A 14,638-nucleotide genomic window follows, 5' to 3' on the forward strand; every position below is an offset into this window, starting at 1 on the left:
TTTAGGTTTAATAGTCATCGATAGGTGCTTGTCCATAATAGGCCTGAATTTCTTCTTCAGATGGACTTTCTAAGGGTCTAACCAGACGAATCCCCAAAAATGGTGCTTCTGGAAACCACCATTGGCTTTTGGGAATTTGTGGATCAATCTGTTTCCATTTTGGATCAGTGGCAAATCTTCTGCTAGCGCTAATTTCATCTGCAGAATGCTTGAAACTACCTCCACGAACTACCCTTGGATAGAGATTGGTGGAAGGGTTTAAGGGGTTTAATTCGGAGGATTCCTTATAAAAATTCGAATCATAATGATCCATGGTCCATTCCAGTACATTTCCGTAGATATCGTAAAGCCCCCAAGGATTTGGCTTTTTGATGCCTACTTTCTGAGTGGACTCTTCCGAATTTTCTTTAATCCATGCGTAATCACTCAAATCAGAACTCTTTTCTCCGAAAAAATACCGGGCATCTGAGCCTGCCCTCGCTGCATATTCCCATTCCGCTTCGGTAGGCAATCTGTAGAATACACCCGTTTTCAGATATAACCAATGGCAAAATTGGATAGCTCCATACTGTGTCATACCTACAGCAGGCTTCCCCTCTTTCCCCATCCCGAAAGTCATATCTAGATACGGTAGAGAAGGACGAGAAAGACCATCCACTTGATCCCCAATAGGACCTTCGGAAATAGCCAATTCATAATTCTTATCAACAAATAGCTCAAAAATATCCCAGGTAACTTCATGAGCACTCATCCAAAATGCATCAATCTGAACAGCATGAGCTGGTTTTTCGTCCAAAAAAACCGAATTATCAGAGCCCATAATGAAACTTCCAGCGGGAATTGGTACCATAGAAAAATAGAGATCAGTACCCTCAATAGACTGATCATAGGCATTGAATTCCGAATAGTCCTTTTCGCCTAAGGTCAGGAAAAGTAGAATAATAAAAACCCATGTCTTGCTCATGCCCATTTGATCTCAATTACATCCTTTTTACGACTTCTTTTTTGGGAATTTTGATGGACCACATTCCGCGAAGATCTCCGATTTGATGCCCTTTTGCTTTATCCTCAGGGTATAGCTCATTTAACTTCTGTAAGGTCTCTTCATTGATTTCCTTGCCCGGTTCACCATGGCAATTCAAGCAAAGTCCTCCAGGAATTACAATTGCTTTAGTGTAAAGCAACTCCTCTCCTCCATTTAGTTTTTGGAGATTGGGTGCTAATTCATTTCCATTTTCAACATCGTACTCGTAGGTTTCAAGATAGCGCAACTCCATTTCAGTAGGCTGGTCTGCAGGATTTCGGTACCGATTGGAAGCTCTTCTTACCTCCACTCCGTATTTGTCCCCCACTTCTTTCAAAATAGGAAGGGCTTGAACATTACAAAACTCAATAGCTCCGGGTACTCCTTTCTCGGCAATGGCTTTCTGAAGGCTTCCCATGAGTTGCTTCTGAGCCTCCAAGCTGATTGAATCACCCCATATCATGGCTTCTTCGAGTATTTCAGCTTCATTTAGCTTTTTCACTTCCATTGCTTGGTTTACTTCCTCAAAGACTTCTTTGGAAACTCGCTCGCCACCTCCACAAGAAGCCAAAATGGTGATAAAGAAAATAAGAGTCAGATTCCGAGTCATATCTTTTATTTGGTTTGCTTTTGCTAAATCTACTAATCAATCCTAATAAATGATAGGAAAGCCTTAATTTAGACATTCAAAATTGAACTTTGACAAGTGCGGAATTCACTTAAATTTGTTTGGATTCAAAGCAAATGATGAGAAAATACCTACTCTTTATTTTTACCATATTTATGTTCTCCAGTTTTGCGAAGGGACAAACCTTTTCGCAATTACAAAGCTGGGGCTTAGACTTTGAGTCAATATATTGGACATCTAATCTTCATGGAGTTATTGTAGGTGAGCAAATTATTGCAGTCACAGAAGATGGAGGAGAAAGCTGGCAGGAAGTTCCTAGAAACTTTGATTTCAGGTTTTTTGATTTGACATTTCTTAGCGAGAATACCGGAATTGCGGTCGGTGAACAAGGTCAAGTTTATTACTCTTTGGATGGAGGAAAAACTTGGGATTCGTCAGACTCCGGTACTACAAAGGATATTTTTAGTGTTTCAAAAATTAATGAAACGGAAGTAATTGCTGTTGGAGCTGATGGTTTAATTATTAAATCAACAGATGAAGGAAAAACCTGGGTAGAAGTGGGTCCCAATTTAAGTGCAAACCTCTATGAAGTGGATTTTTCGGATAGTGGGCTTGGAGTTTTAGCCGGAGATCAGGGCCTTGTTGCCCAATCCAAAGATATGGGTGAAACATGGGAAATCACCTCAGTAGCCACCTCTGAGAATTTAAAGAGCATAAAAATCTCAGCTTCGGGTAAAGTTTACGCGGCAGGGGAAGCAGGAACTATTATCCATTCTCTTGATACTGGTAAAACATGGACTAGTATTCAAGCGTCCGAGGCTGTAGATTTTTACAGCCTAAGCATCGGAGAATTGGATGAAAGGATAATTAATGTCGCGGGAGCTAATAATGCATTATTTAGGTCTGTTAATTCGGGAACAAGTTTTTCAAAAATCAACCTGCCTGCCCAAGGAAGTGAAAGAACAATTAAAAAGCTAAGCTTCAAACCAGGTGAAAACACAATTTACGCTGTCGGTCAAGATGGATATTCCATTACATCTGCTAATGCTGGAAACTCTTGGGCATTAAAACTTTTGGGTAATCGTGTAGACTTTTATACGCTTGAATTTCTATCCAACACCTTTGCAATAGCTGCAGGAACTGAAGGGAAGTTTTTCGTAACCACCAATGCATTTAGATCAGTAATTGAAAGGCCCATTCCGGATAAAATCTCAATTCTTACCGCTGATTTTTGGAACGGAAATTATGGTTTTGTTGCTGGAGAAAACGGTAACATTTATAGAACGTCCAATGGTGGACAATCATGGACGCCACTTCCGATCCAAACAAATCAATCTCTGAAAGGAATTCATTTATTCCTTCCCGAATTCCCATATTTGTCTGGACAATCTGGCCTGATTGTGCGTTCTTCTGGCACTAGCGGCAACTCCTGGGAACTTTTTCAGCAAGAAACCACCGATACCGACCAAGATATAAATGACCTTTTAGGTTTTGATCTTCAAAACGCCATGACGGTAGGAGAGGGTGGCTACATCAGCATTTCTAATAATGGCTCAGATTGGCCAAGAATCGAATCTGGAACAGAGAATGATCTTTACTTCACATCACAACTGAGCGATTCAACTGCGATTGTGATTGGTGAAAAAGGGACCATATTAAAAACCGAGGACCTAGGAAGGTCTTGGAAAAAGATACAGACTGAATATGAAATAGATTTTTTGGGAGTTGATTTCTTTGATGAAAAGACGGGTTTTATTGTAGGAAAAGAAGGCCTATTTCTGATCAGCGTCGATGGCGGTGAGTCATGGACCAAATTCGATTCAAAAACAAAAAGAGATTTGTATGCAATCCAATCAGTGAATCCCAATAAAGCATTCGCAGTGGGGAAGGATGGGGTTGTTATTGGATACGATTGTGTACCACCTTCTGGAGGATTGGCAGAAATTTCAGGTCCTAGCTTTACTTGTCTGGAAATGAAAACATACACAATTGCTGATTCCCCTGCACCTGGATCAGAAATCACCTGGCGTGTAGACGGAGGCAATATCATTTCCGGTCAAGGCACTTCCGAAATCGAAGTGGAATGGACTGATCCGGGTAGAAAAGGGGTCTTCGTCAGTCGCCAGAATTTCTGTGGATCCGGAGAAACCTCATACATGGAGGTAATTGTCTCTGATATCCCACCTCAAAATCTTCAAATCCAGGGAGAAGGAACCACCTGCGTGGATCAAACAGAAACTTATGTACTCCCGACATTAGAAGGTGTAACTTATACCTGGAATGCAGCAGGTGGTACCATCATCTCAGGACAAGGGACTGCCGAGGTTGAGGTAGAGTGGACACAAGCTGGCCAAACCACACTGACTGCTACACCCGAAAATAGCTGTGGTACCATTGATCCAGTCCTTCTTCCAATTCAAGTGATCGCAAGTCCTAGCCAACCCGGCGAAATTCAAGGCGAAAGTATCTTGGCTCCAGGAAATTACTTTTATGAAGTTCAAAATCAGCCCAACTTTAATTTCCAATGGCAAATAGAAGGTGAAGGAAGGATTTTGAGCGGTCAGGGGACCAACAGAGTAGAGGTATCCTGGGTGGAAGAGGGGGAATATAGCCTGACTGTAGCTGCCCAAAATGCATGTGGATTTGGACCAGAGAGGAGCCTGCCTATCATTGTCAGTCTAGTGACATCATTGGAGCCTTCGCCGGCTATCAAAGGATTAAAAGTCTTCCCAAATCCATCCACAGGAAGAGTGTTCATTGAGGCAGAATTTTTAGACCAGTGGAATTCAATTGATATTTTTGATCCCAATGGAAAATCCATTGAAATGCTTCCAATCAATAAGGGACAAAAACGGATCGAAATTAAAAATCTTCGGCCAGGATTGTATTTTATCCGAATGACTGGGTCTGCTGACCTTGTGGTCAGAAAAATTCTTGTTCAATAGAAAAAAATCTTCACCACATAGAATTTTTTCACTTGTCATATTTTTTCGAGATAGCCAAATTTTATTTGGCACTTGTAAAATTATATCCTTTTTATTCTAGATATTTAAAATATCATACCGCATCATATAATTAATCCAAATTATATTAGGTTTTTTGATTTGGGAATTCCGAAAATTTTTTGATGATTTGGGGAGAATATAAACCCAAATTTTATGCATTCACTTGCCCCAGAGAGTTTGATGATGTCATATGGCTACAAGCCAGAATGGTCAGAAGGAGCTGTCAAATGTCCCATATTCCAGACATCCACCTTCGTTTTCAAAAGTGCAAAAGAAGGAAAAGAGTTTTTTGAAATTGCTTACGGCAAAAGAGAAAAATCACCAGAGGAACAACCGGGCCTAATCTACTCCAGACTGAATAATCCAGACCTTCAAATCCTGGAGGAACGACTGACTCTTTGGGATGGTGCAGATGAATGCGCTGTTTTCGAAAGTGGTATGTCTGCGATTTCAACGGTTTTACTAGAGTTTTTAAGACCTGGGGATGCATTGCTATATAGTAAACCTGTCTATGGAGGAACGGATCACTTTATCAACAAAGTCTTGCCTCAATACGGGATTGAAGGTGTAGGTTTTACCAACGCCATGGATGAGGAAACTTTGATATCTATAGCCCAAGGGAAAAATGTGAAACTGATTTATATCGAAACTCCCGCCAATCCTACCAATGCCCTTTTCGATCTGACCCTTTGCAAAAGAGTGGCTGACCGGCTAAGTACCCCGGAAAATCAAGTTTATGTCGTAGTAGACAACACCTATATGGGGCCTCTTTGGCAACATCCTCTGAAGTTAGGAGCTGATTTGGTAGTTTATTCAGCGACCAAATATATTGGAGGGCATTCGGACTTGATAGCCGGTGCTGTCCTTGGGCGATCTGAATTAATGCAGCGAGTACGAACGCTCCGGACTTTTTTGGGAAATATGGCAGGGCCATGGACCGGATGGTTATTGATGCGAAGCCTAGAAACGCTGAAAGTAAGAATGACACAGCAGGCAAAAAATGCCGAAAAAGTAGCCGATTTCCTTAAAAACCATCCAAAAGTAAGTAAGGTTTACTATTTAGGACATTTAGAAGAAGGTGACCCTCAATATGAGATTTTTAAGCATCAGCTGTCCTCAGCAGGTGCAATGGTCTCTTTTGACATAGAGGGAGGAGAAGAAGCGGCTTTCCGATTCCTAGACAACCTCAAGCTCTTCAAACTAGCAGTTTCACTAGGTAGTACCGAATCTCTTGCGGAACATCCGGCCACCATGACTCACAGTGATGTAGATGAAGGAGACCGGGCAGAAATTGGAATTTCTGAAAACCTAGTCAGGCTTTCGATCGGGGTGGAATATTTTGAAGACCTAATTTGGGATATCTCTGAGGCACTTGAAAAAGCATAGAAAGGGAAAAACCAAAATTCAAAGAGTGGGCTTTTTACTGGATGTTTGCTACTAAATACTAACTAGTAAACATCACTCTTCCCCTCTGATTTTTACATATTGAAAAAGGTCTCCTATGGTTCCTCTTTTAACATAGGCCTTTTTCAATATGGCTTCGGGAACATAGCCTGCCTTTTCTAACACATTCATAGACTCTCCATTGTAATCAAAAACCTGGGCAAAAACCCGCTGTATATCGAAGCGCTCAAAAAGGTAATCGGTATAAAGTCTAACTGCTTCAGTAGCAATTCCTTTTCCCCAAAAAGGCTCCCCTACCCAGAAACCCAATTCCACGTTTGTTCGTAGTTCATCTTTACCTCGCTCTGAGCCAATTGCTCCGGCTAGCTTTCCCTCAAACTCGATCGCAAAGTTTTGGGGAGGGTTAAACTTTTGATTATGCTCAATCCAATGACGGGCATCATGGATGGTATATGGTTGCGGGAAACTATCCCGCAAATTCATCGCTATTTTGGGATTATTGGCCAAAGGATATAATTGGTGGAAGTGATTTTCATTCCACGTTACCAGCTTAATTTCTTTTTCTCCTGCAAGTATCATAACAGCAATTCCTAACAATCAGGGAATATAACTCCCTATCCAAGCAATCTACAAAAATAGCCCCAGTTTTATGCAAAAGGTCAATTTATTCTTCCAGACCAGAATTTTGCATTTTCTCAAGGTTTTCTGCCAAGCGCAATGCAGAAATAAACTCCTCAATATTTCCATCCATGACTTCGGGGAGATTATAGACGGTCTTGTTGATTCGGTGATCAGTCACCCGAGACTGGGGATAGTTGTAGGTTCGGATTTTATCTGATCGATCTCCACTACCTACCATGGATTTACGCTGCGCTCCCACGGATTCATTGTGCTTGGCTAGTTCGATCTCATATAGTCTTGATCGAAGGACCTTCAGCGCTTTCTCAAAGTTTTTGATTTGAGACTTTTCATCCTGACAGGTCACCACCAAACCTGTGGGATTGTGGGTCAATCGGACCGCCGAATAGGTTGTATTGACAGACTGCCCACCCGGACCGGAGGAGCAGTAGGTATCCTTTCGTATATCATTCATATCGAGGTGAACCTCAACTTCATCCATTTCGGGCAGTACTGCCACTGAAGCTGCGGAAGTATGTACCCTCCCCTGGGACTCGGTTGCCGGCACACGTTGCACTCGGTGTACACCGGATTCATATTTGAGCATGCCATATACATCTGCCCCAGATACCGTAGCAATGATTTCTTTGTAGCCTCCTGCAGAGCCAAAAGTCAAATCTAAAACGGTCAACTTCCATCCTTGCATCTCACAAAATCGCTGGTACATTCTGAATAAATCTCCTGCAAAAATCGCCGCTTCATCACCTCCTGTACCACCTCGGATTTCTAAGATACAGTCCTTAGAATCGTTGGGATCTTTAGGAATCAGAAGTTGCTTGAGATGCTCTTCCATCGAATCCTTGCGCTCTCGCAATTCATCCAGCTCAGATTTGGCCATTTCGCGAAAATCCGGATCTTTTTCCTTTTCTAAGATTTCTTTTGAGCTGTCAATATTTTGAAGAATCAACTTGTATTCATCATAGGCCTCCACCACCTTTTCAAGGTCTTTATACTCTTTGGTGAGCTTGGCATACTTACCCATATCCGACATGGATTCGGGCAGGATGATGAGTTGTCCAACTTCTTCAAATCTCTCTTTTAGGGCCTGTAATTTATCTAGCATGGTTTTTTCTTCGCTGTACAAAAGTAAGGATTAATTCTCGCTTGGGAAGAAGAGACATTATTCCAGATGTATCATTTTCGAACTCCTTTTCGTTCCAGCATCATAGATTTTCTCATATGAAGGTATTCCGGAATGCTAGCTTTATTATTCTTGTTTTACTTCTAGCAAATTGCTCAGAGGACACCCAGCTTCAGGATTGTATTGACGAGTCCAAAATCAACCTGGATGCAATCTGCATTACACTCTACGCCCCTGTCTGTGGCTGTGATGGAAAAACCTATGGAAATGAGTGCAATGCCATCAATTCCGGAGTCACCAGCTTTTCCTCAGGAGCCTGCGATGAAAAAAATTAAGGCTCCGTTGATTTGGAGCCTTATATCTTATTCGACTGTAACAGATTTCGCCAAATTTCTTGGCTGATCCACATTACAACCACGCATCACTGCTATATGATAAGAGAGCAGTTGCAGTGGAACAACGGCCACTAGGGGCGCAAAAGCTTCGTGGGTTTCAGGAATCTCAATCACGTGATCTGCCATACCCCGCACCTGTGTATCTCCCTCAGTGACTACTGCGATGACCTTTCCTTTTCTGGCTTTCACCTCCTGAATATTAGAGACTACCTTTTCATAAGAGCTATCCTGCGTAGCAATAAAAATTACCGGCATTTCTTCATCAATCAAGGCGATCGGACCATGCTTCATCTCTGCAGCTGGATAGCCTTCTGCATGGATATAGGATATCTCCTTCAGCTTCAAAGCACCTTCCAGAGCAACCGGGAAATTATATCCACGGCCTAGATACAGGGCATTTCGTACATCTTTGTATTCAGAGGCGATGTACTCAATTTGCTTATTGGATTCCAATGCCTTTTCTACCTTAGAGGGAATGGCTTCTAGCTCATGAAGCAACTGGATATAGCGTCCTTCAGGCAAAGTACCACGCTGATAGCCCAACTTGAGCGCCATCATCGCCAAGACCGAAATCTGAGCTGTAAATGCTTTGGTCGAAGCCACACCGATTTCTGGACCTGCGTGCGTGTATGAACCTGCATGGGTAGCGCGTGGAATAGAAGAACCTACCACGTTACAAACTCCAAAAATGGTTGCCCCTTTGGACTTGGCCAACTCGATCGCAGCCAAGGTATCAGCTGTCTCTCCGGATTGGGAGATCGCAATCACGAAATCCCGATCATTGATCACCGGATTTCTATATCGGAATTCGGAGGCATACTCTACTTCCACTGGGACACGGGCAAATTCCTCAAACAAGTACTCTGCTACCAAACCCGCATGCCAGGAAGTACCGCAAGCTGTGATTATGATTCGTTCGGCATTCTGAAATTTATTCATGTAATCACGCAAACCGCCCAAAACTAAACGGCCTGACTTTGCATCCAATCGTCCTCGAAGACAGTCCGCAATGGACTTTGGCTGCTCATAAATCTCCTTCATCATGAAATGCTCATAGCCGCCCTTTTCGATCGCCTCAAGCTCCATTTCCAGCTGATTGATGTAAGGATTGGTCTCCACATTTTCAATCGTCTTGACCTGAAGACGACCGTTTCGGATCACTGCAATTTCGTAGTCATCCAGATACACCACCTTATTGGTGTATTCTATGATGGGGGTAGCATCAGATGCCAAAAAGTATTCATCTTCTCCCACTCCTATCACCAAGGGCGAACCCTTTCGAGCAGCGATCAAGGTATCCGGTTCTTCCAGATTGATGAGAACGATGGCATAAGCACCGACGACTTTATGAAGCGCAAGACGCAGTGCCTCCTCAAGCGAACACTGATTGTGTTTTTGGATATCCTCGATAAACTTGATAAAAACTTCCGTGTCCGTTTCGGACTGAAAAGTATAGCCTTTTTGGAGAAGGTCTTTCTTTAGGACCTCGTAGTTTTCGATGATCCCATTGTGGATCATGGCTAGTTTCTCCGAAGAGGAATAATGGGGATGTGCATTGACATCATTAGGCTCTCCATGAGTAGCCCAACGGGTATGCCCGATTCCTATCTTAGACTGGATCGCTCCATTTGATTCAAGATGCTTTTCCAGTTCAGAGACTTTTCCTTTCTTTTTGTAAATACTCAGGCCTTTTTGATCCAATAGGGCTACTCCGGCACTGTCGTATCCTCGGTATTCCAAACGCTTGAGTCCTTTGATAATGATGGGCAAAGCTTCCTGCTGCCCCACATACGCTACAATTCCGCACATATTGAAAAATAATTTAAGGTAAATTGAACTTCCACAAAGAAACAGCTTTCATGCCAAAAAAAAGAATCCACTTTCTTAAAATTTGAAAGTGGATTCTAATTACTTTTTCGAAAACGATTGTTTACCGCGTTTTCGAGTAAATCACTCTGACTTTTATATTGTTATCTCGAACTTTGAACTGTCTAAAGGAGCGCTTAAAGTCGTCTCCAGTAGTCTCGGGAGAGTTGCCATACAATAACCAATCTCTGTTCAAAATTTCACCTCTAAAAACCGCATTAAAATAAGAAGTGATCCCTAATCGATAAATATTTTCATTTTGATTATATCTAGCGATAGCAGGAGCATTGAATGAAGGCTGGATTTGCCCGCTCTCACTTTCCTCAGTCTGAGGTAAACCATCTCGCTGAACCGTTATCGGTTGACCATCAGATCTGGTCAAAATTTCATTCGTGTCATCAGTAAAATAGGCGACAAAGGTAGAAGGAGGGTTCTGTCCTTCGGGAACTGATTCAATTTCACCCAACTCAAAAATAACTTGCTTAAAGATCACGCCTGAAAGAGTATCTAAAAACTCGTCGACAGGATCAGTGTTGATCTTGATAGCCATGCCCAAATTGGATTTCATTCCGGATAATACTCCTGTCTTGTATGAAATTTGGTTTTCAGTCACCACAGCTGTCGGAGTCCCAGATCGATCACTTTTCACAGAATTGAAGCTTCTGGAAGATGCCGTGCTGATCTCATAGGTAGTTGCTACCGTATCTCCCGGGTAGTGAAAGAAGGTGGTGATACCTGTTTCAAATCCCAAATTGACGCCGATGGTTGTATTATCTCCTTCACGGGCCTTGATGGCTACTCCGGGGAAATACTCACGGAAAGTAAAAAGATTGTTGAACTCCGTTCCCCGCTTCATTTTTCCAAAGAGCTCTTCTGCGAAAGCTTCAGTCACAGGGATCATCAAGGTGGTATCCTTGGTTTCACCAAATTCAATCTCAGAGCTAGCTATGGGATTCTCTTCAAAGCTCAGCTCATTGAAATTGTAATAAAGCGTATCCTGGAGTTGCTCTGTCAAGCGATGGACGCTGTAGAACTTGGGATTTTCCAGATCCTGTCCGTTAACAGATACCACATCCAGGTTGAAAAACATGGAATCCAAAATAGCCTCAGACTCCGGTCTTTCTTCCACGGCATTGATAAACAAACGGGTGAAACCCATTCCGGAAGTCTTTCCAAAATAATCATCCTGCTCTTCCCCTACGACCAAAATACTTTGATTGGTCGTATTAAAAGAGTCCAATAACACGACTTCCGCAGGTAGTTCGAAGTCCACAAAGAAAACTCCCACTTGGTTGTTTCCCGGTGCCAATTCGATACCCACGGAAGACGGGTCAGAACAAGAATTTAAGAAAATGGTGACTACAAGGGCAGCCGCTAGTGCTTTAGCCTGCCAAATTGGTGTAAATATCGTAGAGCTCTTCGTGAGCCTGCTCCTCTTCTTCAATACTGATTTCAAACTTCTTGTCTTTAGAGAAATCCTCGATTAGTTGGTTTAGATCTTTCGAAACTTCCCCGCCTTTGACTACTAAGTCGGCATATTCCATGCCCATGCGGATAAAGCCTTCGAAATCTTTGCTTTCCAAAGGTGCTAAAATCGTGTCATCTATGTCCACCATCTTAACCTTGTTTAACAAATCATCGCCAAAGGTATGAGAAAATCCATTGTTGTAGATAGCAAATACGGATTTTGTGTCCTTGAAAAGAGGCTCGTTTTTGTAAGTAGTCTTCAGATACATCGGAATGAGTGAAGTCATCCAATCATTACAGTGAACGATATCCGGAGCCCAACCTAGTTTTTTGACAGTTTCGATCACGCCTTTGCAGAAGAAGATCGCACGCTCGTCATTGTCTTCGTAGAATTTTTGCTGCTTATCATGGAAGACACTCTTTCGCTGAAAGTAGTCCTCATTATCGATGAAATAAACCTGCAACTTCGCCTGAGGGATGGAAGCCACCTTGATGACTAGTGGTTTTTCTTCTTCTCCTACGGCAATGTTGATCCCTGAAAGCCTAACTACTTCATGAAGTCGGTTTTTGCGCTCATTGATAAGCCCAAATCGAGGCACCAAAATACGGATCTCCATACCGCGCTCTTGCATGGCTTGAGGGAGTGTTCGTAAGAATTGGGCTACTTCGGAAGTTTGGAGAAAAGGGTTGATTTCACTAGCAACGTAGAGGATACGTAATTTGGACATATTAAGTGTTTTTTTAGTAAAGTGATAAACAACGACGCAAAGATAATAAAAAAAGGGTGAAAAGCCTTGTTTTTCTGAATATTAATCTAGTTTTGCGGCATCTTCCCCAAGCTATTACCCAAAGCGTGCAGGTATTCTACACTGGAGCCGAATGGTCAGAAATCCGCCTCCGACTTCTTCAGAAAAACTTTCGAATAGGGCTCGTCCCAACGATGGGCGCATTGCACCAAGGCCATCTCGACCTGGTCAGAAGGTCTAAAGAAAATTGTGATGTGACGGTAGTCTCCATTTTCGTCAATCCCACTCAATTCAACAATCCGGAGGACTTTGCCAAGTACCCACAAAGTCTAAATGATGACTTGTATCTTTTGAAAACTGAGGGTGCGGATTATGTTTTTACTCCTTCTGTGGAAACCATGTACCCTCAAAAATCTCAAATGACATTGGACTTCGGCCCGCTGGAGCGAGTGCTAGAAGGAGCCTTTCGGCCTGGACATTTCAATGGGGTGGGCTTGGTGGTATCCAAGCTTTTTCACCTGATCCAGCCTCATGTAGCCTTTTTCGGACAAAAAGACCTGCAGCAAGTGGCAATCATCAAGCGGCTCGTGTTGGACCTTTCCTTTCCTATCGAAATCCAAACAGTTCCTACTCGCCGAGAAAACGATGGCTTAGCGATGTCATCCCGCAACCGCCGGCTTGACCCAGTCTCCAGAGAAAAGTCCCTGCTTTTATTTCAATCCTTATCAAGGGCTAAAGAGGAACTTTTAAATGGAAAAAGTTGGTTGGAAGTGCAACAGAACATCATCCGCGATTTTAAGCAAGCTGAAGGGGTGAGTTTAGAGTACTTTGAGTTGGTAGGGACGGAAAGTTTCGAAATTTTAAAGACTTTTGACCCCAATCAAAAAAGCTCCCTTTGCGTGGCCGCCGAGGTTGGAAAAGTGAGATTGATCGACAACTTACCAGTAATTGCTTAGATTTGCGAGCTGAAAAACTAAGCCAATGCAAATTCAAATCATGAAGTCTAAAATCCACCGGGTAAAAGTTACCCAGGCGGAGCTTCATTATGTAGGGTCCATTACCATCGATGAAGATTTGATGGATGCGGCCAATCTTATCGAAAATGAAAAAGTCCAAATCGTCAATATCAATAATGGTGAGCGATTGGAAACCTACGTGATTAAAGGTGAGCGCGGAAGCGGAAAAATTTGCCTGAATGGTCCTTCTGCTAGAAGAGTTGCCGTTGGAGATATGATCATTATTTTTTCTTACGGAATCATGGATTTTGAAGAGGCAAAAAAATTCAAACCAACCATCATCTTCCCTGATGATCAAAATCAATTGATTTGATGCTTCACCCAAGAATCAAACAAATCCTACAAGTGCTAATTTCTCTGGGATTGGCGGTGTGGATTTTTTGGTTCTTATACAAGGATATTGAAGTCGAGACACTTTGGAGCCAGGTAAAAACCAGTAATTGGTTTTGGATTTGCTTTTCCTTGGTAATATCCCTTTTCGGGTTTTGGCTCCGCGGTTGGAGATGGACCTTGCTGATGGATATGTCTGAGGGAAAGAAGGTCAGCTACAGCGAAGCTTACCATGCTGTGATGGTTGGCTACCTGGCAAACCTGGTCGTTCCAAGGGCTGGGGAGGTCGCTCGCTGTGGGGTTTTGACACGCACCAATGGAATCTCTCTTGGCCAGCTACTTGGTACCGTCATTATCGAACGATCCATTGATCTTCTTTTCCTAATAGGAACCATCCTTTTAGCTTTTTTCATCGAAAATCAACTTTTTATCAGCCTGGCCAACCAATTGGTCAATTTGGAGCAAATCTTCCAAGGAATTTTGGATAATCTTCCATTGATAATTGGTGCTTTTGGAGTAATGGTTCTCTTTGGATATTTGATCTTCCGCCGATTCCGGCAAAGTGGACTAATTCAAAAAATCCAGGGTTTCCTTCGCGATATTTATGGTGGGGTGAAAGGAATCAGTCGATTGAGCAATCCCTGGGGCTTTTGGCTGAGTTCATTGCTGATTTGGATTATTTATTTTTCGACCATGTATGCGGTATCCATGGGGATTGCAAGTACTGCCAATTTGTCTCCTGGCGAGGTGCTTTTAGTCATGGTCATGGGTAGTATTGGCATGGTAGCGCCCGTTCAGGGGGGAATTGGGACCTTTCATGCACTCGTGGCCTTTATTTTGATACAGTTGGGAATAGCGGAGCAGGATGGAAAAATCTTTGCGGCAATCATCCACGGAACACAGCTGATCCTTATTCTCATTGCAGGGCTGATTTCATGGGTGTATATGCTTCAAAAACCCGCTTGGAAAAAACCTGAATCCGCGTAATTTCGTACTCA

Annotated in this window: 13 protein-coding genes; 6 read left to right on the forward strand and 7 right to left on the reverse strand. The window is 42.7% G+C overall.

Annotation, left to right across the window (positions count from 1 at the left end):
• Positions 1-7: 7 nt before the first annotated feature.
• Together OU792_RS13335 and OU792_RS13340 are read right to left on the reverse strand one after the other, a co-directional pair.
• A complete protein-coding gene (locus OU792_RS13335; protein WP_274670434.1) occupies positions 8-964 on the reverse strand; it encodes a formylglycine-generating enzyme family protein in 957 nt (318 codons plus the stop codon).
• Positions 965-980: 16 nt separating this feature from the next.
• Positions 981-1,634 carry a Tll0287-like domain-containing protein gene (locus OU792_RS13340; RefSeq protein WP_026946338.1) on the reverse strand — a complete coding sequence of 218 codons (654 nt, stop codon included), beginning with the start codon at positions 1,632-1,634 and terminating at the stop codon, positions 981-983.
• A gap of 137 nt (positions 1,635-1,771) precedes the next feature.
• Between OU792_RS13340 and OU792_RS13345 the strand changes: the two genes are divergently transcribed.
• Both OU792_RS13345 and OU792_RS13350 read left to right on the forward strand, forming a co-directional pair.
• Positions 1,772-4,597, forward strand: coding sequence for a YCF48-related protein (locus OU792_RS13345; protein ID WP_274670435.1), 2,826 nt, complete (start codon positions 1,772-1,774; stop codon positions 4,595-4,597).
• A 213-nt stretch (positions 4,598-4,810) separates the two neighbouring features.
• Positions 4,811-6,043, forward strand: coding sequence for a cystathionine gamma-synthase family protein (locus OU792_RS13350; RefSeq protein ID WP_134200348.1), 1,233 nt, complete (start codon positions 4,811-4,813; stop codon positions 6,041-6,043).
• A 72-nt stretch (positions 6,044-6,115) separates the two neighbouring features.
• Here OU792_RS13350 and OU792_RS13355 read toward each other — a convergent pair whose 3' ends face one another.
• Both OU792_RS13355 and prfA read right to left on the reverse strand, forming a co-directional pair.
• Complete coding sequence (locus OU792_RS13355; protein WP_134200346.1) at positions 6,116-6,640, reverse strand: GNAT family N-acetyltransferase; 525 nt, start codon at positions 6,638-6,640, stop codon at positions 6,116-6,118.
• Between the two features lie 85 nt (positions 6,641-6,725).
• On the reverse strand, positions 6,726-7,802 hold the full coding sequence (gene prfA, locus OU792_RS13360) for a peptide chain release factor 1 (RefSeq protein WP_134200344.1): 1,077 nt from the start codon (positions 7,800-7,802) through the stop codon (positions 6,726-6,728).
• A 116-nt stretch (positions 7,803-7,918) separates the two neighbouring features.
• Between prfA and OU792_RS13365 the strand changes: the two genes are divergently transcribed.
• Positions 7,919-8,155 (forward strand): Kazal-type serine protease inhibitor family protein, encoded by a 237-nt coding sequence (locus OU792_RS13365; RefSeq protein WP_134200342.1) that lies wholly within the window; start codon positions 7,919-7,921, stop codon positions 8,153-8,155.
• Between the two features lie 27 nt (positions 8,156-8,182).
• On the opposite strand, the gene glmS is transcribed toward OU792_RS13365, so the two are convergent.
• The 3 genes from glmS to OU792_RS13380 all read right to left on the reverse strand — a co-directional run bounded on the left by glmS (position 8,183) and on the right by OU792_RS13380 (position 12,276).
• Positions 8,183-10,024, reverse strand: coding sequence for a glutamine--fructose-6-phosphate transaminase (isomerizing) (glmS, locus tag OU792_RS13370; RefSeq protein ID WP_100628544.1), 1,842 nt, complete (start codon positions 10,022-10,024; stop codon positions 8,183-8,185).
• Between the two features lie 121 nt (positions 10,025-10,145).
• Complete coding sequence (locus OU792_RS13375; protein WP_274670436.1) at positions 10,146-11,402, reverse strand: DUF4270 family protein; 1,257 nt, start codon at positions 11,400-11,402, stop codon at positions 10,146-10,148.
• A 61-nt stretch (positions 11,403-11,463) separates the two neighbouring features.
• Positions 11,464-12,276, reverse strand: coding sequence for a glycogen/starch synthase (locus OU792_RS13380; RefSeq protein ID WP_026946331.1), 813 nt, complete (start codon positions 12,274-12,276; stop codon positions 11,464-11,466).
• A gap of 92 nt (positions 12,277-12,368) precedes the next feature.
• Here OU792_RS13380 and panC point away from each other — a divergent pair, with 92 nt between their 5' ends.
• The 3 genes from panC to OU792_RS13395 are packed head-to-tail and all read left to right on the forward strand — an operon-like array spanning position 12,369 to position 14,627.
• Entirely contained in the window at positions 12,369-13,250 is an 882-nt protein-coding gene (panC, locus tag OU792_RS13385; RefSeq protein ID WP_274670437.1) for a pantoate--beta-alanine ligase, read from the forward strand.
• A gap of 25 nt (positions 13,251-13,275) precedes the next feature.
• Positions 13,276-13,623 carry an aspartate 1-decarboxylase gene (gene panD / locus OU792_RS13390; RefSeq protein WP_134200338.1) on the forward strand — a complete coding sequence of 116 codons (348 nt, stop codon included), beginning with the start codon at positions 13,276-13,278 and terminating at the stop codon, positions 13,621-13,623.
• Positions 13,623-14,627, forward strand: a complete 1,005-nt coding sequence (locus tag OU792_RS13395; RefSeq protein ID WP_274670438.1) for a lysylphosphatidylglycerol synthase transmembrane domain-containing protein — start codon at positions 13,623-13,625, stop codon at positions 14,625-14,627. The genes panD and OU792_RS13395 overlap by 1 nt, the downstream gene beginning before the upstream one ends.
• Positions 14,628-14,638: the final 11 nt, after the last annotated feature.

The organism is Algoriphagus sp. NF (genome assembly GCF_028823735.1).
Taxonomy (GTDB): Bacteria; Bacteroidota; Bacteroidia; order Cytophagales; family Cyclobacteriaceae; genus Algoriphagus; species Algoriphagus marincola.